At 41.7% G+C, this 25,923-nt stretch carries 24 protein-coding genes; all 24 read left to right on the top strand.

Annotation, left to right across the window (positions count from 1 at the left end):
• The first annotated feature begins 129 nt into the window (after positions 1–129).
• The gene (locus AC59HZ_RS25080) at positions 130–1,878 is read left to right on the top strand and encodes a sensor histidine kinase (RefSeq protein WP_496548483.1); all 1,749 of its coding nucleotides are present in this window, start codon (positions 130–132) and stop codon (positions 1,876–1,878) included.
• Positions 1,871–3,379, top strand: a complete 1,509-nt coding sequence (locus tag AC59HZ_RS25075; RefSeq protein ID WP_496548482.1) for a response regulator transcription factor — start codon at positions 1,871–1,873, stop codon at positions 3,377–3,379. The genes AC59HZ_RS25080 and AC59HZ_RS25075 overlap by 8 nt, the downstream gene beginning before the upstream one ends.
• 17 nt (positions 3,380–3,396) lie before the next feature.
• A complete protein-coding gene (locus tag AC59HZ_RS25070) occupies positions 3,397–4,812 on the top strand; it encodes a glycoside hydrolase family 1 protein (RefSeq protein WP_496548481.1) in 1,416 nt (471 codons plus the stop codon).
• A gap of 46 nt (positions 4,813–4,858) precedes the next feature.
• Positions 4,859–5,767 carry an ROK family protein gene (locus AC59HZ_RS25065; RefSeq protein WP_496548480.1) on the top strand — a complete coding sequence of 303 codons (909 nt, stop codon included), beginning with the start codon at positions 4,859–4,861 and terminating at the stop codon, positions 5,765–5,767.
• 20 nt (positions 5,768–5,787) lie between these two features.
• Positions 5,788–6,663, top strand: a complete 876-nt coding sequence (locus AC59HZ_RS25060) for an ROK family protein (RefSeq protein WP_496548479.1) — start codon at positions 5,788–5,790, stop codon at positions 6,661–6,663.
• A gap of 267 nt (positions 6,664–6,930) precedes the next feature.
• Positions 6,931–8,685, top strand: coding sequence for an ABC transporter ATP-binding protein (locus AC59HZ_RS25055; RefSeq protein WP_496548602.1), 1,755 nt, complete (start codon positions 6,931–6,933; stop codon positions 8,683–8,685).
• Positions 8,686–8,692: 7 nt separating this feature from the next.
• Entirely contained in the window at positions 8,693–10,513 is a 1,821-nt protein-coding gene (locus AC59HZ_RS25050) for an ABC transporter ATP-binding protein (protein WP_496548478.1), read from the top strand.
• Positions 10,514–10,614: 101 nt separating this feature from the next.
• Positions 10,615–11,562, top strand: a complete 948-nt coding sequence (manA, locus tag AC59HZ_RS25045) for a mannose-6-phosphate isomerase, class I (RefSeq protein ID WP_496548601.1) — start codon at positions 10,615–10,617, stop codon at positions 11,560–11,562.
• A 385-nt stretch (positions 11,563–11,947) separates the two neighbouring features.
• Complete coding sequence (locus AC59HZ_RS25040; protein ID WP_496548477.1) at positions 11,948–12,661, top strand: FadR/GntR family transcriptional regulator; 714 nt, start codon at positions 11,948–11,950, stop codon at positions 12,659–12,661.
• 116 nt (positions 12,662–12,777) lie between these two features.
• The gene (locus AC59HZ_RS25035) at positions 12,778–14,340 is read left to right on the top strand and encodes an ABC transporter substrate-binding protein (RefSeq protein ID WP_496548476.1); all 1,563 of its coding nucleotides are present in this window, start codon (positions 12,778–12,780) and stop codon (positions 14,338–14,340) included.
• A gap of 35 nt (positions 14,341–14,375) precedes the next feature.
• The gene (locus AC59HZ_RS25030; protein WP_496548475.1) at positions 14,376–15,329 is read left to right on the top strand and encodes an ABC transporter permease; all 954 of its coding nucleotides are present in this window, start codon (positions 14,376–14,378) and stop codon (positions 15,327–15,329) included.
• Positions 15,330–16,160, top strand: a complete 831-nt coding sequence (locus AC59HZ_RS25025) for an ABC transporter permease (RefSeq protein WP_335716378.1) — start codon at positions 15,330–15,332, stop codon at positions 16,158–16,160.
• An 18-nt stretch (positions 16,161–16,178) separates the two neighbouring features.
• Positions 16,179–17,153, top strand: a complete 975-nt coding sequence (locus AC59HZ_RS25020; RefSeq protein ID WP_430067245.1) for an ABC transporter ATP-binding protein — start codon at positions 16,179–16,181, stop codon at positions 17,151–17,153.
• Positions 17,150–18,166, top strand: a complete 1,017-nt coding sequence (locus AC59HZ_RS25015) for an ABC transporter ATP-binding protein (RefSeq protein ID WP_496548600.1) — start codon at positions 17,150–17,152, stop codon at positions 18,164–18,166. The genes AC59HZ_RS25020 and AC59HZ_RS25015 overlap by 4 nt, the downstream gene beginning before the upstream one ends.
• A gap of 36 nt (positions 18,167–18,202) precedes the next feature.
• On the top strand, positions 18,203–19,813 hold the full coding sequence (gene ggt, locus AC59HZ_RS25010; protein ID WP_496548474.1) for a gamma-glutamyltransferase: 1,611 nt from the start codon (positions 18,203–18,205) through the stop codon (positions 19,811–19,813).
• Positions 19,814–19,835: 22 nt separating this feature from the next.
• Positions 19,836–20,408, top strand: a complete 573-nt coding sequence (locus tag AC59HZ_RS25005; RefSeq protein WP_496548473.1) for a chromate transporter — start codon at positions 19,836–19,838, stop codon at positions 20,406–20,408.
• A complete protein-coding gene (locus tag AC59HZ_RS25000; RefSeq protein ID WP_496548472.1) occupies positions 20,408–20,935 on the top strand; it encodes a chromate transporter in 528 nt (175 codons plus the stop codon). The genes AC59HZ_RS25005 and AC59HZ_RS25000 overlap by 1 nt, the downstream gene beginning before the upstream one ends.
• A gap of 364 nt (positions 20,936–21,299) precedes the next feature.
• Complete coding sequence (locus tag AC59HZ_RS24995; protein WP_496548471.1) at positions 21,300–21,725, top strand: hypothetical protein; 426 nt, start codon at positions 21,300–21,302, stop codon at positions 21,723–21,725.
• A 56-nt stretch (positions 21,726–21,781) separates the two neighbouring features.
• On the top strand, positions 21,782–21,976 hold the full coding sequence (locus AC59HZ_RS24990) for a DUF2187 family protein (RefSeq protein WP_430067234.1): 195 nt from the start codon (positions 21,782–21,784) through the stop codon (positions 21,974–21,976).
• Between the two features lie 163 nt (positions 21,977–22,139).
• Complete coding sequence (locus tag AC59HZ_RS24985) at positions 22,140–22,322, top strand: hypothetical protein (RefSeq protein WP_496548470.1); 183 nt, start codon at positions 22,140–22,142, stop codon at positions 22,320–22,322.
• Positions 22,323–22,504: 182 nt separating this feature from the next.
• The gene (locus tag AC59HZ_RS24980) at positions 22,505–22,921 is read left to right on the top strand and encodes a Gmad2 immunoglobulin-like domain-containing protein (protein ID WP_496548469.1); all 417 of its coding nucleotides are present in this window, start codon (positions 22,505–22,507) and stop codon (positions 22,919–22,921) included.
• A 141-nt stretch (positions 22,922–23,062) separates the two neighbouring features.
• Positions 23,063–23,362 carry a hypothetical protein gene (locus tag AC59HZ_RS24975; RefSeq protein ID WP_496548468.1) on the top strand — a complete coding sequence of 100 codons (300 nt, stop codon included), beginning with the start codon at positions 23,063–23,065 and terminating at the stop codon, positions 23,360–23,362.
• 41 nt (positions 23,363–23,403) lie between these two features.
• A complete protein-coding gene (locus tag AC59HZ_RS24970) occupies positions 23,404–23,520 on the top strand; it encodes a hypothetical protein (RefSeq protein WP_496548599.1) in 117 nt (38 codons plus the stop codon).
• Between the two features lie 456 nt (positions 23,521–23,976).
• Entirely contained in the window at positions 23,977–25,524 is a 1,548-nt protein-coding gene (locus tag AC59HZ_RS24965; RefSeq protein WP_496548467.1) for an RNA-guided endonuclease InsQ/TnpB family protein, read from the top strand.
• The last annotated feature ends 399 nt before the right edge of the window (positions 25,525–25,923 follow it).

Genomic DNA, 25,923 nt, shown 5'->3' with positions numbered 1-25,923 from the left:
ACCATGCAGGGTGTTGCGGATTCGTATCCAGTGGTAGACTAGAAAAAACAATAAGTATAGTTTGAGGACATCAAAATGGGATTAAGAAGAAAAGGACGTTTTACTCAAAAAATATTTAATAAACTATTCTTGGCATCATCTATCACTATTATTTTAACCATCATTGTTTTAATCGTTACGATTACGAACTATTACTCCGAAGTTATTATTCAAAAAGAAGTGAACGTCAATACAAGAACGATGGAACGAGTGGAGGATTATTTTTCCGCTAAAGATGCAGATATTAATCGATCCAAAAGGGATTTTTATGTTAAAGGGGATGTCATTGACGATATTTCCTTTGCCCTTCAAAACGGGTATGCGAAATATTTGGAATACCGTCTCGATAAATTTTCGGAGGGCAAATCATTTGTACCGAATAATATTGATACGTATTTCAATGCCTATTTCGGTCAGGATAGCGATATTAATGCGATTAGTTTACGTTCGTTGGAAACCCCTTCTGTAGAATACCTGCTCATTTATCAAAATTTACGATGGAATAAAAGCATCATCGGTCATTCCATGGATGTAGCCAGCCCCCTTCTTTCAGAAGGGATTCCTAGGTTTGGCGGGGATGGTATTCCAAGAGTCAGGCAACTAACAGATACCTTTACCAAAAAGATTGTCGTAAACAATCCAGTGACCTTGAAAAAAATAGGTGAGATTACCATTTTTTACTCTACTAATCGTCTAGACAAAATGGTCAAAAAGCGCGATGGAGTACCTTCTTCCTTTTTTATAAAGGATGCTGAGGGCAAAATCATCTATTCCGTAAATAAGGGTGATGTTCCCTTAGATATGATCAAACAGATAGAGCCTGAAACAAATGAGAAAAAAATAAAGTGGCAGAAAGACCATTTTTATATTAGTACCATTGCGAACCAGGGGGATTATACGTATGTCAGTGTTATTCCCGATAGAGGGTGGCAAAAGCTAACGATTGTCAGGGGAACCATGTGGGGAGTTATTATATTCTTCATCATTATTTCCATTTTAATTTCCTATTCCTTTACTCGAAATTATTCAAGGCGTATTAATAAAATTGTTTCGATTATTCGGCAGGTTGAGAATGGAAATCTGGATGCCAGGATACCAGAATCCAAACATGAAGATGAATTATCAAGGATTGCTGTCAATATCAATTCGATGTTAGATGAATTGAATAATTATATTGAACAATTTTACCTGTTAAATTTAAAGCAGCAGGAAGCGGAATTGAAAGCGCTTCAGGCTCAAATCGATCCTCATTTTTTATTTAATACGTTAGAGGCAATACGGATGGTAGCTGTCGTAGAGGGTTCAAAAACTTCTAGTAAAATGATTTTCCATTTATCAAAGCTATTCCGTTACTCGTTAGAGTCAAAAGACACGGTGCCTTTATATACAGAAATTGAATATGTAAATCAGTATTTAAAATTAATGCAATTTAAATTCCCAAACAAACTACAGGTTGATATTCATATTCCTAGTGACGTGGAGCAAACCCCTTTGCAAAAGCTCATTTTGCAGCCGATCATTGAAAATTATTTTGTTCATGGTTTTAGAAAGGACCGTTCTGACAATGAGTTACACATTCGTGCCACTCAGCTTGGGGAAACGTTGGAAATCACTGTGGAGGATAATGGTAAGGGGATAACGGAGGAGGATCTTGCGATGATTGTCCAGCATCTTAATTGTGAAGAGGGAGATGAAATGGATTCAATTGGATTAAGAAATATCCATCAACGTTTAAAACTGAAATATGGAGACACATTCGGCATTTCTGTGAAAAGTATCAAAGATAAAGGAACAATTGTTACCCTTTCTATTCCAGTAAGAGGGAACAGCCATGTATAAGGTGCTTCTTGTCGATGACGAGCCGTTAATTACGATAGGCCTTCAAGCCCTCCTGGATTGGGAGGACTATGGGTTTGAAATTGTGTCGCGTGCCGAGAGCGGGGAAGAGGCTCTTGCTTATCTTAAAGAACATCCAGTCGACCTCCTTGTTACAGATATATTAATGGGAGAAATGTCCGGTTTAGATTTAATTGAGGAAGCGAAAAAAATCCAGCCGAAGTTGAAATGTATTATTTTAACTGGTTACCAAGAATTCGAGTACATTAAGCAAGGTCTGTTATTAGGGATCGAAAACTATCTAGTCAAACCAGTGGATGAGGACGAGCTATTAACGACCATTCAAAATGTAGGCCGGAAAATGAATGCAGTGTCGGGAGGCAATCAGGCACAGGAACCGTCAACCCTATTGGATAATACCTTATGGCGGTTTTTAAATGGCGAGATTGAGAAGAACGACTGTCTGGAAAGATTGTCATTATACGATATCCAGTTTGCTCAGCCGTATTATGCTGTTTCTATTTTAAGCTTTGAAAACTATTACAGGGTTGAGAGTTTAAAGGAAATCAGAAGCTTTATTGAGGAACATTTTGCTGCCGTCTGTTTATTTAGTCCAAATCAAGACCTGGTCATTATTTTAGGGGGCGAACAGGAAGAGGAATTGTATCGAGATAACCAAGGCCTGGTAGAGCAGCTAAAAGATGAAAAAAGCGGAGCCGGATTATTCTATTTAGCGATGGGAAAACCGGTAAAAACAATAGCCGAATTAGAAGAAAGTTATATGAGGGCAAGGGAGTATAGCTTATTGCAGCTATATTCATGCCCAAATGTTCTTCTTTCCGAACCTTTGACGATTGATAAGCATGAAGAATTAAAAAAACAGCAAGAATTTAAAGAAACGATTGTCAAGCAGCTATTGAAAGTGGAGGGAGAGGTTTTACAACGGATTGATTCCTTTTTTCAGGATCTCACCAGGAATTCCAGCTTTATCTCCCCGCCAGCTGCCAGAAAATATATCTTTGATTTACTTTCTTATATCCATTATTCGTTGCAGCCGAACGATCTCTCCTATCATACAGCTGCAATCGAAAGAATAGCGTATAGCTCTGATATTGACGAGATGAAAGTCATTTTGAAGGAATATTGCCAGGAATTAATTTTTTCGATCCACAAACAAGCCAATAATCGCAGTCCGATTGTCCAAAATGTCCTTGATTATATCCATGCCCACTATGATGATGGGATTTCGTTAAAGACATTAGGCCAGCAGTTTCATGTAAATGCCATCTATTTGGGACAATTATTTCAAAAAGAAGTAGGGGCGGTTTTTTCAGAATACCTAAACCGATACCGATTGGAAAAGGCAAAGGAACTCCTCAAAACCACCCATTACCGTGCAGGTGAAATTGGCAAAAAGGTCGGGTATTCGGATACGGCTTATTTCTATAAACAGTTCAAAAAAAGTGTGGGAACCACACCAAGTGAATGGAGAAAAATTAAATAAAAAGATGGAGATGAACAATGGATATTAGTAGTTTGCATGAACATAACCTTACCTATCGTTTCCCAAAAAACTTTTGGTGGGGAAGTGCCGCATCAGGCCCGCAAACGGAAGGCGCAGCGCTGATGGACGGAAGAAAGCAAAGTATCTGGGATTATTGGTACAGCACGGAGCCTGCTTGTTTTCATAATGGGGTTGGCCCGGAACACACATCGGATTTCTATCATCGGTTTAAAGAAGATATCCAGCTGATGAAAGAAACGGGCCATAACTCCTTTCGGACCTCGATTCAATGGTCACGTTTGATTCCGGATGGAACCGGTAAAGTAAATGAGAAGGCCGTTGCCTTTTACAACCAGGTCATCGATGAATTGATTGCTCATGACATCGAACCATTTATGAATTTATACCATTTTGATATGCCGATGTGCATGCAGGAAAAAGGCGGCTGGGAAAACCGGGAAGTCATCGATGCCTATGTGAATTATGCGGAGACCTGCTTTCGCTTATTCGGCGGACGTGTAAAATATTGGTTTACCTTTAACGAACCGATCGTCCCGGTTGAGGCCGGGTATTTATATAATTGGCATTATCCTAATGTGACAGATTTCAAGCGGGGTGCAACGGTTGCCCACCATACTATTGTGGCCCATGCGAAGGCAGTGGAAGCTTTTAAAAAATTAAAGATTGACGGGAAAATTGGCATTATCCTGAATCTCACCCCATCTTATCCACGGAGTCAGGATGCCGAAGATGTAAAGGCTGCCCATATTGCTGATTTATTCTTTAACCGCAGCTTCCTTGATCCGGTCACAAAAGGCGAATATCCTCGTGGCTTGGTTGATATTTTAAAAGAGAGTGACCTGCTTCCACCTGTGGAGGCCGGTGATTTAGAAGTGATCAAAAACAATACGATTGATCTTTTAGGCGTGAATTACTACCAGCCGCGCCGTGTTAAAGCGAAAGAGCAGCCTGAGCCGGAGAATGCTCCGTTTATGCCGGAACATCTCTTTGATCCGTATATCATGCCAGGACGGAAAATCAATCCGCACCGAGGCTGGGAAATCTGCGAGGAGGTTATCTATGATATTATGATTGACCTCCGTGACAACTATAGTAATCTGCCATTCTTTATTTCGGAAAATGGAATGGGTGTTGAAGGGGAAGAAAAGTTCCGTCATGCAGAAGGGTTTATTGAGGATGATTATCGGATTGAATTTATCCAGGAACACTTGAAATGGGTGCATAAAGCCCTTGAAGAGGGAGCGAATTGCTTGGGATATCACCTATGGACCTTCATGGATAACTGGTCATGGACGAACGCTTATAAGAACAGATATGGATTAGTGGAAGTAAATTTAAAGAACCAGTTAACACGAACGGTTAAAAAATCAGGGAAATGGTATAAACAGTTGTCCGAAAACAATGGGTTTTAACCATGAAATGGGCAGAGGAAGAAAATGATTAATAAGGGTGAGTCGGATGAAAGCGTACATGGTATTCGATATTGGCGGCACCTACATAAAATATGCTGTTATGGATCAAGAAGGAAAGAAATTAGAAAGTGGGAAGTTTCCAACTCCTTTTGATGGATTAGAAAGTTTCTTGCAGAAACTTAGCCAAGTTACAAAAGAATATTCGAATTCATTTGAACTGCAAGGCATTGCTTTAAGTTCACCCGGTGCTGTAGATGTTAATACGGGGTTTATTGGCGGTGCAAGTGCGATTCCGTATATACATGGAGTTTATATGACTGACCTTATAAAGGAACGAACGGGTCTTGTCGTTTCGATCGAAAATGATGCCAATTGCGCCGCTTTGGCGGAAGGATGGTTAGGTGCAGCTAAAGGAACGGAATACTATATTTGTATTGTCATAGGTACCGGAATTGGCGGCAGTATCGTTATGAACCAATCGATCTTACGCGGGGCTACGCTTCACGGCGGGGAGTTCGGTTACATGATTATGGGAGCACAGTCTAAAAATCCGCTTGATCAAACCTGGAGTAAGACTGCTTCGACCCATGCTTTAGTGGAGGAGGTTGCCAGGAGAAAGTCACTGGCAAAAGGAACGTTGAACGGTGAAGAAGTATTTCGTATGGCGGATGAAGGTGACACGATTGCCAAAGAGAGTATTGCAGAATTTTATAAACGGCTCGCCATCGGAATTTATAATTTAAAATATGCCTTGGACCCGCAAAAAATCCTCATTGGCGGCGGAATTAGCAAGCGGCAGGAAGTGATTGACGGGATCAATCGTGAATTGAAGAGGTTAAGGGACGACATTTCAACGTTACAAATAGAAGTGCAAGCCTGTCAATTTGATAATGATGCAAACCTAATCGGGGCATTGTTTCATTTCCTGAAGGGCGCAGGCCGGTTTAATGAATAATAGATTAGGAGGAGCTGCGAATGCTTGGTGGAATTGAAGCTGGCGGGACAAAATTTGTTTGTGCCGTTGGAGACGAAAAGGGAACGATTGTTGACCGAATTCAAATCCCTACAACTACCCCGGATGAAACGATTCCGAAGGTCATTGAATTTTTTAAAAAATACCCGATCGAAGCGATTGGAATTGGGTCGTTTGGTCCGATTGATGTTATCCGGGAAAGTCCGACATACGGGCACATCACGTCTACCCCAAAACCAGGATGGAAGGATTATCCGTTTGTGCAGGGGTTTGAGGATGAATTTGGGGTTCCCATCGGATTTAATACGGATGTGAATGCCGCCGCGTTAGGCGAGGCGACTTTTGGTGCAGCTAAAGGACTGGATAGCTGCTTGTATATAACGGTTGGAACAGGAATTGGCGCAGGAGCACTCGTTCAGGGGCAGATGCTTGAAGGGCATTCTCATCCGGAAATGGGGCATATTTTGGTTAGGCGTCATCCGGAGGATCCCTATAAGGGGCGGTGCCCGTACCACGGTGATTGTCTGGAAGGATTGGCGGCCGGCCCGGCCATTGAAGAGCGCTGGGGACAAAAGGGCATTGAGTTAGTCGACAGAAATGAAGTATGGGAATTAGAAGGCTACTATATCGCCCAGGCCCTGATGCAATATATGTTGATTCTTTCGCCGAAAAAGATTATCCTGGGCGGCGGCGTGATGAACCAGAAACAGATATTCCCTTCTATCTTTCAGCATTTGAAGGAGTCTCTGCGTGAGTATGTTTCCCTGCCGGAGCCGTCAGAATATATTGTAAGCCCTGGTTTAGGCAATGATGCCGGGATTACAGGGGCGCTTTTGCTTGCCCATCAGGCATTGACTGAAAGCCATAAACGACATTAATAGAAGAAACGTGCCACTCGGAAGGGTGGTACGTTTTTTTTGTGGGCAGAAGACTTTAATTTAACCAATGAATCTATGTTTTTGCCAATAGGACGGAAAGGACCGTACTGCTAGAATGGTGTGGAAAGGCTTACATGGATGGTACTAAAGGAGGTGGAGCTTATCGAAAAATTAGACAACCTAATTTAACGATTTTCGAAATATTTCTAACTTAAATCTATATAAATGTAAGGTATGTAAATTTATAGGTTGCATAAGGAGGAAAAAATGTTCGTTTTTAAAAAGTTAAAGTCGTTTTATCTTCCTTTTAAAAAGGATTTTATCTGGTCGCTGCTCTTTATGCTGATTGTTGCAGCGATTACCGTCATCTATCCGGTCATTTTGCAGGTGACCATTGATGATGTCGTGCTTGGGCGCAAATATGACTGGGTGCCGTGGATTGCCTTGGGATTTATCGCGATTATGGGAGTAAAAGCCTTCTCTACTTTCATCCAACATTATTTGGCAGATATGTTCGGCATTAATTCCGTGTATTTGCTCCGAAATGCCCTATACGAAAAGCTGCAGCGGCTATCGTTCAGTTATTACGATAACGCAAAGACAGGGGATCTAATGTCCCGTTTGACCGCGGATGTGGAAGGTTTCCGTTTTTTTGTATCCTTCGGCTTTAGCGAGGTCCTTCGTTTTGTCATTGTCGTGGGCACCAGTCTTTGTGTGATGTTCTATTATTCCGTTTCCCTGACTCTGGTCACGATGATGTCACTGCCTTTTTTAAGTGTGGTGGTTTATAAGTTCGACAGAGCCGTCCATCCGGCGTTCCGCGGGATTCGCGAATCGTTTGGGCGCTTAAATACCATGGTGCAGGAAAATATTAACGGGATCCATACGGTTAAAGCCCTGTCAAAAGAAAAGCAGGAAACGAAGCGCTTTAACTCCTCCAATCAGGAGTACAGGACCAGACAGCTGACTACGGCGGGGGTTTGGTCGAAATATTTTCCGCTGATGGAGCTGATCGGCAATATTTCTGTTGTCGCCTTGCTGGCTTATGGCGGATTCCAAGTGATCAGTGGAGCCTTAAAGCCCGGGGAGCTTGTCGCCTTCTACAGTCTTGTTTGGTATATTATTTGGCCGATTATGAACCTGGGATTCACCATCAATATGTTCTCCCAGGCAAAAGCTTCCGGCGAGAGGCTTCTTGAAGTATTGGAAGCAGATGAAACGATTATGGATGGCGATGACATCAGGAATACCGGCAGAATGGCAGGCAAGGTGAACTTCGATCAGGTCACATTCCACTATCAATCGGAAGAGGCGGCCGCACTAAAGGAGATTACTTTTTCCGCGCCTCCAGGAACAACCATCGGGCTTATTGGTGCAACAGGTTCTGGAAAAACCAGCATGATTCAGCTTCTGTCCCGTTTTTATGAACCGACGGCAGGAAAGATTGTGATTGATGATCGTCCTATTCAGGAATATGGGCTGAAAATGCTGCGTTCGCAAATTGGCGTTGTCTTACAGGAGACCTTTCTGTTTTCATCCACCATCAAGGCAAATATCGCTTATGGAAGGCCGGATGCGGCGATGGAGGAAATTATCGATGCGGCCAAACGGGCACAGGCCCATGATTTTATTATGGAGCTGCCTGATGGATATGAGACGAAGCTAGGAGAACGGGGGATGGGGCTCTCCGGGGGACAAAAACAACGGATTGCGATTGCACGCGCCATCTGCATGAATCCGGCGATTCTCATTTTAGATGATTCCACAAGTGCGGTCGATATGGAAACTGAATTTCATATTCAAAAGGCCCTCCGAGAAGTCATGAAGGGAAGAACGACGTTTATTATTGCCCATCGTATTTCATCGCTTAAGCATGCCGATGAGATTTTGGTGCTGGATCAGGGAAGAATCATCGAACGTGGTACACATGAACAGCTGCTCGCCCATGATGGAGCGTACCGGCGTATCTACAACATTCAATATCAGGATCAGGCAGCGATTATGCAAAAGGCAGGAGGATAAGTGAAATATGGAGGAAAAACGAAAGAAACAACTCATCCTCGAGCGGTTTCATTACTCCCAGGATGAAGTGATGGATAAATCGTTTAACTGGCAACAGATGTGGCGCTTGCTGAAATACTTAAAGCCCTATACAAAAAATTTACTGCCCCTTTCGTTTTTGACTGTGATCATTTCAACAGCCATCCGTTTAATCATTCCGATTTTAATTGGCGTCTATACCCTTGACAAGGCGATTGTTGAAAAGGATACAACCTTATTGCTTCAGCTGATTTTCATCATTTCAGGGTTGTATGTTTTATCCTATTTTGTCAATTTGCTAAGAATCCGCTGGATGAATAAGCTTGGGCAAAATGTCATTTATGATCTGCGGCAGCACTTATTTACACATGTACAGTCCTTATCACACAGGTTCTTCGACCAGCGTTCGGGCGGATCGATTCTTGTGCGGATTATGAATGATATTAATTCCCTGCAGGAGTTGTTTACAAGTGGTGTTATTAATCTATTAACCGATTTTCTCCTATTGCTGTCGGTCATTATTATCTTATTTTCTTTGAATGCAAAATTAACGATTGCGATTATGGTGATTTTGCCGATCATGTTTTTTATCTCCACCAGCCTGCGAAAAAAAATCCGGCTGCAGTGGCAATCGGTTCGGCTCGTCCAGTCGAAGCTCAATTCCCATTTAAATGAAAGCATTCAAGGCATCCGCGTCACGCAGGCCTTTACTCAAGAAAAAGAAAACATTCAATTTTTTAAGGGAGTTAACCAGGAAAACTTTGAAACTTGGAAACAAGCTGTTCATAAAAATGCCATGTTTGGACCGTTTGTCGAGATCACCAATGCTTTGGGGACGGCCATTCTCATCTGGTACGGGGCTTTTCTTGTTTCGGGTGGTGAAAGTACAATCGGGGAATTTGTCTCCTTTGCCTTTTATTTAGGGATGTTCTGGGAGCCGATTTCACGTCTTGGCCAGCTGTATAATCAGCTGCTGATTGGGATGGCTTCCTCGGAACGGATTTTTGAGTTTTTAGATGAAAGGCCGATTGTGGCCGAGGCTTCCAAACCTATGATTCTCTCTTCTATTAAAGGGCAGATTGATTTTGAGGAAGTGGAATTTTCCTATGATGCATCAAGGAAGGCGTTAAATGGTATTTCCTTTTCGATAAAAGCGGGGGAGACGGTTGCGCTTGTCGGCCATACAGGGTCCGGGAAGACGACCATTGCCAACTTGGTCAGCCGCTTCTATGATGCTACCTCAGGTGTTGTCAAAATCGATGGCCATCCTATTCACGAATTGTCGATTGCGGGCCTCCGTTCGCAAATTGGTGTGGTCCTGCAGGACACGTTTATCTTTTCAGGAACGATTATGGAAAATATTCGTTTTGGAAATCCGGAAGCCAGTGACGAGGAAGTGATGGCTGCCGCGAAGGTAGTAGGAGCCGATTCGTTTATTGACCAGCTTGCGAATGGCTATCAAACGGAGGTGGAAGAGCGGGGCAATATCTTGTCGGTGGGTGAGCGCCAGCTCCTTTCCTTCGCGAGGGCCCTTCTCGCTGAGCCGAAAATTCTCATTTTGGATGAAGCCACCGCAAGTATTGACACGGAATCAGAGGTCAAGATTCAAAAGGCATTAAGAACGCTATTAAAAGGAAGAACAGCAATTATGATTGCCCACAGGTTATCGACAATCCGGGAAGCCGACAACATCTTTGTGCTTGATCACGGAAATATCCTGGAGCAGGGAAACCATGAAACTCTCATGGCTAAACAAGGAGTCTATTTTGAATTAGTGAAAGCCCAATACAAAATGCTTGACCATGGGTGACCATGGGCCATGGGGGCGGTTCTTGTGGCTTTTTCGGAGCCGGGAGAACCGCCCCTCTGGTGTCTTGTAAGGTATCTAATCTACATCATTAGGAGGAGTCTATTTTGCAGCCATTATTATTAAAACCTGTTTTTAAAGAAAGAATTTGGGGCGGAACGGCGTTACAAAAGGAATTTGGATATGAAATTTCATCAGAAATAACAGGAGAATGCTGGGCTATTTCCGCTCATCCAAACGGCCCTTCGGTCATCGAAAACGGTCCATATGCCGGCATGTCCTTGGAAAATCTATGGAGTGAGCATCCTGAGTTATTTGGAAGTCCAAAGGAAGAGGTATTTCCGCTTCTTACCAAGATCTTGGATGCCAATATGGATTTATCCGTACAGGTTCATCCCGATGATGCCTATGCAAAGGTTAATGAAAACGGTGAGCTTGGAAAGACAGAATGTTGGTATATTATCGAATGCAAAGAAGATGCAGATATGATCTTTGGACATAATGCTCATTCAAAGGAAGAACTAATCCAGCAGATTAATGAGGGGAAATGGAACGACCTGCTGCGCCGTGTTAAAATCAAGCCGGGTGACTTTTTTTATGTCCCAAGTGGTACAATCCATGCTTTGTGTGAAGGAACGCTCGTATTGGAAACGCAGCAGAGCTCTGACACAACCTATCGGGTTTATGATTTTGATCGTAAGGATGCGGAAGGGAACCTGCGCGATTTGCATTTGGAAAAGGCGATTGAGGTGACAACTGTACCTCATCAAGATGCAATGAGCTCGCCCCGAGTGGAGGAAGTCGAAAATGCCAAGGTTACGACTTTTGTGGAATCGGAGTTTTTCTCTGTTTATAAATGGGATATCCACGGGAAAGTTTCCTTTTCATTCGATGAGCAATACTTGCTTTTTAGTGTCATTAAGGGCCGGGGTTCCCTCATCCATAATGGTGAAAAATATGAATTAGGGAAGGGAACCCATTTTATTATTCCTGTTGGGTTCGGTGAGTTTGAGTTGGATGGAGAATGCGAGATTATTGTTTCGCATACTTAATTTTTAATTGAATGCAAAAACTAGAAAACAAGTTTTTGTAGAATATTGTTGGAAGAGATCGATGACCAATTAACTCAAAAAGCCTAATCTTTAAAAAGAGTTAGGCTTTTTGGGTGTGAGGGCAACAGATTTAAATAATACCTTTATCGTCTAAAAAAGCGGGCAATAGTTGTGTTCTAAGGATAAAAGACCTATTATGTTTTAGTAGGTTAATAATATGCGTCCTATCATCGTAAAGAAAAATATTCTGAAAGTTTAGTGTTATTTTAATATTGACAACAATAGAAATATTAATTAATATAAAATCAACCTATCAGACAGGTGAGACATGTAAGACGCATGAGACAGGTACGATGAGATAAGTAAAACGAATGGGGTGCTGAGCATGTCTAAAAAAGTCAGTAGTATTGTAACTGAATATATTTTGGAAGAAATTAAGAAAGGTACATTTAAAGTAGGTGATAAACTGCATTCGGAGCGGGAGCTGATGGAAACCTTAAAGGTTGGCAGATCATCCGTAAGAGAAGCCCTAAATAGTCTAGTGGATATGCAGGTTTTACAGAAGCGTATGGGAATTGGTGTATTTGTCAAAAAAACGGATTTTAGCGACATGGTTCACAAGCATGTTGTGTCCGCTCTGCTCGATCCGAAAAGTTCCCGAGAACTCATGGAGTTTCGTTTGATGCTTGAAGTGGAAATTTGCGGGAAAGCAGCGGAAGTGGCAAAAGAAGAGGACTTTGTTCAAATGGAGCAATCCCTGGAAATGATGAAGAGCGCGATCCAAATGAATTTACCTATTCTGGAAGCGGATCAAAAATTTCACCAGGCCATTGTCAAGGCAACAAGAAATCAGGTGTTGATGAAAGTCTATGAATCTATTACTGAATTTCTTACCACAGCCAAAAGAGAAATGCTTTTGATTTCGGATAAACTAACGACGATCCAATTCCACGAGAAAATTTATCAGGCGATCAAGGATCATAATGTCGAACTGGCGAGACAAATGATGAGGGAACATTTGTATGACGTAGCCATTCGTCATGAAAGGCTTTATGAAAAATGGGAGAATGAAGAACAGAAGCCAGAGAAAACGGAATAATAAAAAGAAATATAATGGCGATTATTTTTTTAGAATAAATTTTCAGAAAATAAATATTTTTCAGATTCTGCTAATCTTTTAATAATTAATATTAATCATAAATGGGGGTAAAAAGTATGTTTAGTAGAAAGGCACGCTTTACATTTGCAACTGCAATTATCGGATCAATGATCGCTATAACTGGATGCAGTGGCGGTAATCAATCTGCATCCACTGAAAAATCTGCTCAAAAGCCTGCGGCTTCCAAACCTGCTGGCAAAAAAGTGATTAACATCAGTCTTAAAGCGGATCCGCCAAGCTTAGATCCCAGCCAATCCAATGCTCTAGTAGATCGCCAAGTTCAAAACAGCATCTATGATAAACTCTTTGACCTAGACAAGGATGGAAAAATTGTACCTGTTTTAGTTGATTCCTATGATGTTTCTTCAGATGGAAAGGTGTATACCTTTAAATTAAAGCAAGGGATTAAGTTTCACGACGGAACTGATTTTAATGCGGATGTTGTAAAATTCAACATCGAGCGTGATAAAGCAGACAATTCCCGTCGAAAGAATGAACTAAGCTTTGTGCAAAAAGTAGATGTAGTAGATCCGCAAACGGTGAAGATTGAACTGTCTGAACCATTCTCTCCTTTTATTTCGATCCTTACCGACCGATCAGGAATGATGGTATCTCCTGAAGCGGTGAAGAAATATGGCGATGATTTCTTGAACCATCCTGTTGGAACTGGTGCCTATGTTTTCGTGGAGCATGTGAATGGCGACCATGTTACCTTGAAAAAGAATGAGAACTATTGGAATGGTAAAGTCAAAGTGGATGAATTAAATTACAAAGTGTTTACGAACGGTACAGCAGCGGTTCAAAACTTAAAATCCGGCCAACTTGATATCTTAGATGACGTTCCGACTAAGGAAATCAAAGGGTTGGACAATAATCCTACTGCAAAAGTAATTGCTGAATCCGGTATGGCCTACCAAGGGTTCTATCTGAACACACAACAAGAGCCATTCAACAATAAGTACCTTCGCCAAGCTGTAAATGCGGCCGTTGACCGCGAAGCTTTCATCAAAGTCGTATTAGACGGTTACGGGGCACCTGCAAACTCTCCGTTCTCACCAGGCAACCTTGCATATGGAGATTCGGATAAAGTTGGCAAGCCGGATAAACAAGAGGTTAAGGACTTGTTAGCCAAAGGCGGAAAGCCAAATGGATTCAGCTTTAAATTTCAAATTGGCACATCTCCTGTCAATGAGCAGTTCGGGGCTGTTATTCAGAACATGTTAAAACCTTATGGAATCAATGTAGAACTAGAGAAGGTCGAGTTTGGTACGATGTTGGAAAATGGGGCTAATCATAAGTTCCAAGCCCTTCAACTCGGATGGTCAGGACGTCCCGACCCAGACCAAAGCTTCTTCGATTTCGTCGTAACCGGTCAGCCAAACAACTATGCGGCTGTATCAAACCCAGAATTGGACAAGCTGGCTAAGCAAGCCCGAATCGAATTGGATTCGAATAAGCGGAAGGCAATCTATGACCAAGCGATGGACATTGTTCATGATGAAGCCGACTACGTGTATATTTACCATGATTTCAACCGTTTCGGTGTATCTAAGAAAATTACTGGCTTTGAATATATTCCAGATGGCATCATCCATACACAAAAATTAGACAAGAAATAAGAGCATTTTGAAATCACATTGAGGGGGAGAAGGACATGAAATTTCTCGTAAGACGTTTGCTGTTAACCATTCCGATTCTCTTCCTAGTGTCGGTTCTGACCTTTTCTCTTATCCATATGATCCCGGGCGACCCAGCCCGGGTCATTCTTGGTCAAGAGGCGACACCAGAAGCCTATCAAGCGCTTCGGGCACAATTAGGATTGGATAAACCTATAATTGTTCAGTACTTTACCTGGCTTGGGCATGTTATGACAGGAAATCTGGGAATATCGATCACGGACAGAGTTCCCGTTACCGAACTGATTTCCCAACGATTACCTGCTACTGTTGAATTAACGATTGGCACCTTTGTGGTCGCCTTACTGATTGCTTTTCCTGCCGGTATCCTTGCCGCTGTTAGAAGAGGAACGGTACTCGACTATACCAGTACTTTTGTTGCCTTGGGCGGGATGAGTATCCCAAGCTTTTGGCTGGCGATGATGTCTATTATTTATTTTTCCGTTAAGTTAGGCTGGCTTCCGGCCTCTGGGTTTGTTCCTTTTACCGATAATCCAGGACAGAATTTACTGGCGATGATCTTGCCATGTTTGGCCACAGGTCTTCGAGAATCGGCGGTTCTGATGAGAATGCTCCGCTCTTCCTTGCTCGAAGTAGTCAATATGGATTTTGTCCGCACAGCGAAAGCCAAAGGGCTAAATGAAGTGAAGACCATTTTAGGACATGTGCTCCGTAATGCCATGATCCCGGTTGTAACTACTTCCGGTTTGATGGTTGCCGGACTTCTTGGCGGATTGGTGATTACCGAATCGATTTTCTCCATTCCAGGCTTTGGCCGACTCATCGTAGAATCCGTTTTTAAACGTGATTATGTAACCGTGCAGGGAGCTATCTTAGTATCTGCCGTATTGGTTGTTGGTGTAAATCTAATTGTTGATCTGCTTTATGCCGTGATCGATCCTCGAATCAAAGCGGGCAAGGGGGCTTCCTAAATGAAGACATTCAAAAAGTTTTTGCGGACAGGATTAGGGGTTTTCGGTGGAGTTATTATTCTATGTTTGATTCTAATGGCTATTTTTGCCCATCAATTGGCCCCTTTTGATCCGAACGCCCAAGACTATAATGCTATTCTGTTGCCGCCAGGCGGGGAGCATCTCTTTGGAACGGATGATTTAGGAAGGGATATCTTCTCACGGGTCGTTTATGGAGCACAAATTTCGATTAAAGCAGCGTTATTATCTGTAGGAATTGCTATCCTCATTGGTGTTCCGATTGGACTTCTTGCCGGATACTTTGGCGGATTTTGGGATGAATGGGTGGTCATGCGTTCCGTTGATGCGATGCAGGCTTTCCCTTTCCTTATCTTGGCACTCGCAATTGCCGCCGTGCTGGGAAATGGATTCGGAAATGCGATGATCGCCATTGGGATTGGTTTTGCCCCGGCTTTTATCCGGATAACACGAGGACAGGTGCTGCAGCTTCGCAATATGGAATATATTCATGCAGCTAAAGCAACGGGTGTCAAAGATCTTCGCATTATTTTCAGTCATATTCTGCCTAATGCCCTTAATCCGATTATCATTCAATCCACTCTGGCTATGGCATCAGGAATTCTAGCGGAAGCCTCCTTATCTTATTTAGGGTTAGGAGTGCAGCCTCCGACTCCATCATGGGGAAGTATGCTGAACCAGGCCCAGACAATCATGACCGAGTCTCCTTATGCTACTATTTTCCCTGGTATGGCCATCTTTTTGGTTGTTCTCGGGTTTAATCTGCTAGGTGATGGATTACAGCAAACCTTGGACCCAAGAATTCGTAAATAATGGAAAGGAGAGGTGAACATGAGTGCCATCTTGGAGGTTAAGAATCTAAAAACAAAATTTAAAACAGACAAGGGTACCGTCGCGGTTGTCGATGGTGTAGATTTCTCCATTAAGCCGGGTGAAACGCTGGGCGTCGTGGGGGAATCCGGATGCGGTAAAAGTGTAACCAGCCTTTCCGTTATGCGGCTATTGCCTTCCAATGCCAGCAATGAAGGAAGCATAACCTTCCAAGGGCGTGAGCTGATATCCCTTCCGGAGAAGCAGATGCAGCACGTTCGGGGAAATGATATCGCAATGATCTTCCAGGAACCGATGACTTCTCTCAATCCCTTACACACGGTAGGGAAGCAGATTGAAGAAGCCATTATTCTCCATATGAAGATTTCCAAGCAAGAAGCCAAAGTCCGAGCCATTCAGATGCTAAAGGCAGTCGGGATGCCAAGAGCGGAAGAGATTTATGGAGAACATCCCCATCAGCTGTCAGGTGGAATGCGCCAGCGGGTGATGATCGCCATGGCGATGGCGTGTGATCCCAAATTGATTATTGCTGATGAACCGACCACGGCCCTTGATGTAACCATTCAGGCGCAAATTTTAGACTTAATGAGAGATTTAAAAGAAAAAACTGGAACCTCCATCCTGCTCATTACCCATGATTTAGGGGTTGTTGCTGAAATGTGCGACCGCGTAATCGTCATGTACGCCGGTCAAGTCGTTGAGGAGACAGATGTAGACACTTTGTTTGAAAATCCAAAGCATCCCTATACGATGGGGCTGATGGATTCTATTCCATCCTTTGAGGATGAAAAGGAATATCTGAATACCATTCCGGGATCGGTTCCGCTTCCCTATGAAATGCCGCAAGGATGCCGATTTGCTCCCCGTTGCAGCTGGGCGAAGGAGATTTGTCATCAACAGGCGCCACAGCTGGTGGAAATCGAAAGCCAGCATAAATGCCGCTGTTGGCTCGTTACGGAGGAGGATGCATCATGAACGAAAAGATGCCAATTTTAGAAATCAAAGGGTTAAAAAAACACTTTCCGATCAAAACGGGTTTTTTCAATAAAGTAACGGGTCATGTACGTGCTGTCGATGGGGTAGATTTTAAAGTAATGCCTGGTGAGACCTTGGGAATTGTGGGGGAATCAGGCTGTGGAAAATCAACAACCGGACGTACGATTCTGCGTTTAATGGATCCTTCTGCCGGAGAAGTGCTGTTCAATGGCAAGGATCTGGCGAAACTGTCCAAGGAAGAAATGCGCCAGATGCGCAAGGATATTCAAATGGTCTTTCAGGATCCCTATGCTTCTCTCAATCCGCGCAAAACGATTAGGCAGATACTGCTTGAGCCGCTGAAAGTGCATGGGATTGGATCATCCCGTGAGGAACGGATGAAAAGAGTGGAAGAAATTATTGAAGTGGTAGGGCTTCGGAAAGAGCATTTAGATCGTCATCCGCATGACTTTTCGGGTGGCCAGCGCCAGCGGATTGGAATCGCTCGAGCCCTCATTCTTAAGCCGAAGGTGATTATTGCCGATGAGCCGGTTTCTGCACTGGATGTTTCCATCCAATCACAGGTCTTGAATCTATTAAAGGATTTGAAGAAGGAGTTTAATCTTACGCTCATCTTCATTTCTCATGATTTATCCGTGGTCCGGCACTTATGTGATCGTATTGCCGTGATGTATCTGGGGCGCGTGGTGGAGATTGCCGATAAAAAGCAGCTCTTCAACAACCCAAGCCATCCATATACGAGAGCTTTATTATCGGCTGTTCCTATTGCTAATCCGAAAGCCAAGCGGGAGCGGGTCGTTCTTAAGGGTGATTTGCCTAGTCCGGCTAACCCGCCGTCTGGATGTACCTTCCATCCTCGCTGTCCGGTCGCAAATGAAAGCTGCAAAACGAAAATTCCCATTCTCCAAAACATTGATAGCGGACACCAGGTTTCCTGCCATCTCTTAACGGAGGGGAAGTTAAAAGAAACCAAAGAAGAAATGATCGGATAAATCATTCAAACGCTAGAGAATGGAGAGGAACAAAACATGAATTTTGATGCATTGCATTATCCATATACATCACAGCGAAATGTCGCATATGCCAAGAATGGCATGGTGGCTACGTCTCAGCCTTTGGCAGCACAAGCAGGGTTAGATATATTGAAAAAAGGCGGAAATGCCATTGATGCAGCCATTGCCACTGCTGCTTGTTTGACAGTAGTTGAGCCTACCTCGAACGGAATTGGGGGGGACGCTTTTGCGCTTGTTTGGACAAAAGGACAATTACACGGTCTCAATTCAAGCGGTCCAGCACCAATGAATATCTCGATTGAGAAGTTAAAGGAAGACGGACATGAAAGGATGCCAAAGTACGGCTGGGTGCCTGTAACGGTTCCGGGTGCTCCGGGTGCTTGGGCAGAATTATCAAAACGTTTTGGCCGTCTGCCGCTATTAGAAGTGATGAAGCCGGCGATTGAATATGCAGCAAACGGCTTTCCTGTTTCACCTACACTTGGCCGCTTTTGGAAAAAGGCATTTGAAAAATACAAGCAAGAATGTGCAGGGGCAGAGTTCGAAGCTTGGTTTGAGACCTTTGCACCAAAGGGAAGAGCACCAGAAATCGGAGAAATATGGTCGTCTCTTGACCATGCCGACACACTGGAGGAAATTGCAAGAACAGGCGGAGAAAGCTTTTACCAAGGGGCGATTGCAGAAAAAATCGCCGCAGCTTCTAAAGAACATGGAGGCTATTTAACAAAAGCTGACTTAGCAGCCTTTAAACCGGAGTGGGTTGATCCTATTAAGGTAAACTATCGCGGCTATGATGTATGGGAAATCCCGCCAAACGGGCAAGGGATTGTTGCTCTAATGGCGCTGAACATCCTAAAAGGCTTTGATTTCACAGTAAAAGAAGAAACAGACACTTACCACAAACAAATCGAAGCTATGAAGCTTGCTTTTACTTGCGGCAAGAATTACATTACCGATCCTAAGCATATGGGGGTAACGACAGAAGAGCTATTAAGTCCTTCGTATGGCCAGCAGCGTAAAGCACTGATCGGAAGTGAAGCGTGTACGCCGGCTCCAGGTGTGCCGCCGCGGGGAGGAACGGTGTACCTTGCCACAGCAGACGGCGAAGGCAACATGGTATCGTTCATCCAGAGTAATTACATGGGCTTTGGTTCGGGTATTGTCGTCCCAGGAACAGGAATTGCCTTACAAAACCGGGGACATGATTTCAGCCTTGACCCGACTCATTACAACTGCCTTAAGGGTGGCAAGAAAACGTACCATACGATTATTCCAGGATTTTTAACGAAGGATGACCAGCCTGTTGGACCATTCGGTGTAATGGGAGGATATATGCAGCCGCAAGGTCATGTTCAAGTCATTATGAATACGATCGATTTTCACTTAAATCCGCAAGCAGCTTTAGATGCCCCAAGATGGCAATGGAAGAATCAAAAAACTGTAGAAGTAGAAAAATCCTTCCCATCCCATATTGCAGAAGAATTAGTACGAAAAGGACATGACGTTGAAATGGCGGTTGACTCAGGGGCGTTTGGCCGCGGCCAAATTATTTGGCGAAATCCTGAAACAGGCGTACTGATGGGCGGCACGGAATCAAGGACAGATGGGACCATTGCCAGTTGGTAATTCACGGTAAAGGATTGATTCTATGAAACAACGAGATATTTTTATCGCATTTTTTCGCAGCAGTATGCTTGGATATGGCGGGGGACCTACCACGATTCCTCTCGTTCAAAAAGAGGTAGTGGAACGGTTTAAGTGGATGAACAATGAGGAATTTGGAGATGTGTTAGCCATAGCCAATACATTGCCGGGTCCCATTGCCACCAAGATGGCAGGCTATATCGGATTTCGCATTGGCGGTGTACCAGGAATGCTCAACGCCATTTTTGCCACCATCCTGCCTACGATCATTTTAATGGTTGTATTGCTTAATACATTAATCCAGTTCAAAGATTTGAAATGGGTTCAAGGCATGACAAAGGCAGTTGTACCGGTAGTAGCAGTGATGCTTACAGTCTTAACGTGGGAATTCGTCCAGAGTTCGGTTAAAGGGCTCAAGTGGTTTTTTACCACCTTGCACATCCTTGTCGCCTTAGTCCTGATCGAATTCTTCGGCATTCATCCCGGCATTGTAATAATAGCTCTTTTAGTCATTGCTGTCGTAAAACCTGCCAAAACATCTGAGAAAAGGGCCAAGCAGAAGGGATTGTCCATATAATGATTTATTTGCATATTTTTTGGGCCTTTTTCCTTACGAATATTTTAGGGTATGGCGGAGGGCCAGCCACCATCCCTCTTATTCAAAAAGAAGTAGTAGACCACTATCATTGGATTACTACGCAAGAATTTAATGAAGCATTAGCAATGGGAAATGCCCTGCCAGGTCCGATTGCCACCAAGATGGGGGGCTATATCGGATATCATGTAGGAGGCTACATTGGTTCGGTGCTGGCAGTCTTGGCAACAGTCGCTCCATCTCTTATTCTGATGCTTACGCTAATGGGGCTTCTCTATAAGTTTAGAAAGTCTCCACAAGTCAAACGCATGACGCTTTACGTCAAACCGACCATTGCAGTACTTCTTGGAGTGATGGCATTTGAATCATTCTATGATTCTTACTTTCAAATAGGGATCGGACACATTCTACTTTTAGGAATAGGCAGTTATTTATTAATGGAAAAAGTGAAGGTACACCCCGGATTAGTCGTATTTGCTTCACTCTTATACGGTGCCTTCATTTTATAGAAATTTTCCTTTCAGTCATCGAATCACCTTTTACTGCAAAAAGGTAATGGTTTTTTTATTCGTTGGTGGAAGAATTGACTTTCCGAGACCAGGGGGACGGTTCCTCTGGTTTTTGTCCGTTGTTTGACAAATTGGCTTTCCCATCCAAAACCATGAGAACCGTCCCTATGGCATTTCTAGGTATTTTCTCCTTAAATTTTTCATTTTTCATAATAAACACTACATTTTACATATTCTAATATTGTAATTTTCTTACTATAATTATAGAACCTAGTTTAATGGGAGCAATTAAAATATTTATTTATGTTTTTTGATTTTGACTTCATTCACATTGCTTTCAGTATCCATAAAAGGAGGTGTTTAAATGTCGATTTGGATAATTGTTATTTCTCTTGCTTTCATCCTATTGATCGTAATGGAGGAGGCAGGCCCTTATATTTTGAATCAATATTTAAACGGATTGAACAATGGGAAGCAACTGAAAATGAAGAAAAGAATGAAGGACATTTCCCCTTCTTTTATGAAAAAACTACAAACAAATATACATGAATCAAATAAAGAAAAAAGTTCACAAGGGATTCTAAAAGGTTTAAGCAGGGACCTCAAAAAGGATTTAGTGGTATTTTTCTATAAAGCTCTCATTAAGCCATTACGAATGATAAAAAGTAGCTATTTCTTAAAGGTAGTCAAGACGATTACATATCATGAGGTGATTAGGTTCATCTACAAATATTTGAAGGGATTCTCCATTACGAAGGTCATAAAAAAATCACCCAACAACAGGCTTTGAATTTATGAATGATAAAGTAAAAGGCTTTATGTAATTTTTAGATTGGAGGGAAAAAAATGAAATTCAAGGCAAAGAAAATCGCAGAAATAGGGGATCATATCCTTTTTAAGAATGGAATCCAAGGGGTCGTTGAGAAGGTCCATGAAAATTCAGTCATTGTAAATATAACCGAAAATAAGACGGAATTGGAGTTTGGAGGCAATAGAACAGTTATATCGCATAAAAATTATAAGGTTATTGATTTTGCATGAAGCGAAAGGAAATCACGTATCCTCAATTAATATGAAACTTTCTTTACTCCACTCTATTCAAATTTATATATGTAAGCGTTTTCCTTTGTGAGATGAACAAATAAAAAATACTAATGACTTTTGGGCCATGGGGGGGAATTTAATAATTAGGGGGAAACGACCAATGACAAATGATCAATCCTATCCACTGAGCGAAAAGGAATTGAAACGATTATCATTAGGAACCGTTACCAAGAAACTATTTGATTTACACTTACAAGATCCAAAACGATATTCCGCTGAATTTATCTTGAAAGAATTATTTATCTATTATAGTAATCTGCACTTGGATATGGAGGAAAAATAACAAGAAGCTTGGTATTCACTGACGGGTTTATTGAAGAGGTGTAATCATTAATATCACACTGTGAAACACACGGCATTTCAAATAGGAAAATAGCGTGTGTTTTTTTGTGGCGAGTAAAATGGGGATACATTATTATACACCCATGATACAGTGAATAAAATTTAATAAAAGGGGGGCAAATAGTGAAAAAAATCGCGTATCTGTTTGCTATATTAATAGCCATATTTGGGTTAGCAGCGTGTAATCAACATCAGGATGAAAAAACAAATCAAAATGACCCGACATCACATGCACCAGAGAATAAGGTTTATGCAAACAAAGCGTTTAAAGATGTGGTCGTAGCTGAATCAGGAGATAAAATCATTGTAACAGGGAAGGCTCAAGTATTTGAAGGCGTGTTTCATTATGCTCTTTATGATGGAGGAAAAATGCTGCTCGAAAATAAATACCAAACAGATGGTGCACCTGCTTGGGGAGAATTTGAAATCACCTTTGCAAAAAAGTTAGTAACAACGAATGACATCAAATTGGAATTATATGTATTTTCGGCGAAAGATGGTTCAAAGGTGGATACGTTAGAAATTCCCATTCCAAAATAGAAGGTCTTTTATTGGGGAGTATAATAGGATTTATTGTGGGAATGGGTTTATAATTAAATTTGTTGGATTGCATGAAAGGCTCTTTGTCAATTGTTTGGCAAAGAGTTTATTTATGACTGATGGTCAAGAGAGGTACATTAAGTGAAATCTAAAACAGCTAAAATTGGAGTCGCAGTACTTATTCTGTTTGCTCTAATCCCTTTATACCTATATTTTTATCATGCTGGAGCTAAGGAAAATGGAAAAAAGGAAATAGTAGGGCAGCAAAAGGAAGGTACAAAAACAGGCCAAAAAGGGGAGGAAAAGAAAGTTTCTGCTGTATCAATGGATAAAGAAAAGAATCCTTCCCCAAAAAGTGATGAGGTAGAACTCGAGAAATCTAAAGTGGTGTCTCCCCCCACGGGAACAGCCGCTGCTGGATTTCTTATAGGGGAGATATGACGGGCTTTAACTGGTCTAAGGTTCCATGTACTCTTTTGGAAATGGGCTTTATGACCAACCCAACTGAAGATAAAAATCTATCAGACACCGTCTACTTAACGAAATTACTTACGAATGTAGCAGATGGAATTTTGGATTATGCAAACTATAAAGAATAGGGTAGAACAATGAAGGGAACGTATATCGGGCAGCGATACACCCTCAGCAAAGAAATGTGATAGTAGGAAAAGGGCTTCTTTTTAATAGAGAAATCGACAACCTTTTCACCGTATTACTTGGAAGAAGCCCATAGGAGATATGCTTTAAGTATTCTTTAATCAAACGTTTGTGTAGTGTAGGAAAAGAAGATAAATAGTAGAATCAAGTAGGTTGGAACGAATCTAATCATTCCCTGGGGAATATTGTCGATTTATCTGATAGATCCGTATCGTTTTGTCTACAAAAATTTTATCAAAATGCAGCGTAAAACCCCTAGCTTTAGATATGGGGATATAAGCTGTATTTTTTTTATTTCTAGGATAATGAAAGTTCTTTCACTATATATTCTATGAAACTCCATGGTATAATAAAAATAAGAATAGAACATTTGTTCTTTCTGAGAGGAGGTGAATGTAATGTATAGCTCCTATAAAATACAAATTCATCCAAATCACGAATTGTTTGATTACTTTGATTCGCTATGTTTTAGAGCAAAAAACCTCTACAACATCACCAACTACTATATTCGACAGGTATACACTGCCCTACAAAAAGAGACAAGAAATGAAAATCAACTTCAAGTGTTAATGGATATCGAAACGTATTTACCTCAAATGAATGAAATTCGTCTGAAAAGTTTTGAAAAGGCTATAATGAAACCCAAGAATGTGGACGAGAAAGACAATGTAGTCAAACCAAAGTTAACACTATTTGAGATGCCCACATATGAGAAATCATTTATCGGATACAACTTTGTCGAAGCCTTATTTAAAGTGATGAAACAAGTAGATTATACTTCTATGCCCTCTCAGTCCAATCAACAAACCATGAAAAAAGTGTATGATGATTGGAAAAGTTTCTTCCAAGCCTTTAAGAAATATAAAATCAACCCTGCTAGCTTTTCCGGTAAACCCAAAATTCCAAAATATAAACCAAAAAATGGACGTACCACGTGCTGCCTAACCAATCAAATTACAACGATAAAAGATGGAAATATGCTTAAGTTACCCGGAACTCCTCTACTATTAAAATTAGGAAAGATAGCGAATTCAGAAGGGAAACTGCAACAAGTCCGAATTGTACCTTCCTATGGGAGTTATGTTGTGGAAGTCGTATTCAAAGAAATTCGAGAAAACGAAATCCAAAGAACCGAAAAACAAAAGAATGAAATGGTTTTTGAACCGAAACGCGTCATGGGTATTGATTTGGGGATCGATAACCTGGCAACTATCGCCGATAACACGGGGCAGAAGCCTCTGCTTATCAAGGGCACATGGTTAAAATCAATCAATCAATATTACAATAAATTAAGAGCCCATTACATGTGTATCATTCGAAATGGAAAAGGACCAAAAGAAGGGATCTTTACCACCAAACGCTTGATTTCGTTAAATCGAAAAAGGAACGATCGGGTCACGGATTTTTTACATAAGGCAAGCGCAAAAGTGGTAGAAATAGCTCTAGAAAGAACTCTTGATACCATCATTATTGGCCGAAATGTCGGTTGGAAGACAGATATCGAAATGAAGAAACCAACTAAGCAAACCTTCATCCAAATCCCGTATACAACCTTCATTGAAATGATACGCTACAAAGCCGAACGAAAAGGAATTCAAGTCATTGTTCGAGAAGAAAGCTATACATCCAAGTCTAGTTTTTTACATCATGACCCGATTCCAATTTACGGAGAAGAACATACAATGATTTTTAGTGGATATCGGTGTAGTAGAGCTTTTTATAAAATAAAAGGTTCAAAGGTTTTAATACATGCGGATGTTAATGGTGCTTTTAATATTGTACGGAAACATGTAAAGAATGCTTTTGAAGGACTGAAGAGAAAACAATTCCTCCAATCCCCAAGGAAAATCATCATCACAAAATCAAAGAAAAAAGCAAAGCTGAAGGCTCTGCCTGATGTATTAGCGGGACCAGTGGTAGCCCACGAAAAGACAATGCGGCTGTAAAGCCTATTCTTTCGAAACCCCTAACTTTAGTTAAGGGGATACTCATTGACTAGATTAATAATTTCCCCATAAAGATGGGATAAATTCCCGAGCCTGTCCCTTCTTCTTTTTTTAATAATTAGTGGATAGAAATCTTTCAAATCACGTTAGAAATTGATAACCTCTTTAAATCTCATCTTGTCTAGTTACTGTTCCTATCTGAAATCAATGCTGATATTCCATAAATTATGGTAATAAGCAACATTCCAAGTTCTAAATGATTAATAATGTTGAAATGTCCTTTAAAAAATAAAAAAATGAAAAGGGACCAAGGGGACTGTACTCACGGTTTTTTTGAACCATGAGAACCGCCCCTGTGGCATTTAGCCTATTTTTTTGATAATGGAGCAGATTTCTTCA

It is taken from the genome of Neobacillus sp. DZ-9 (assembly GCF_059587065.1).
The sequence above is the reverse complement of the archived record's forward strand: the minus strand, read 5'-3'. Positions and strand labels throughout refer to the sequence as shown.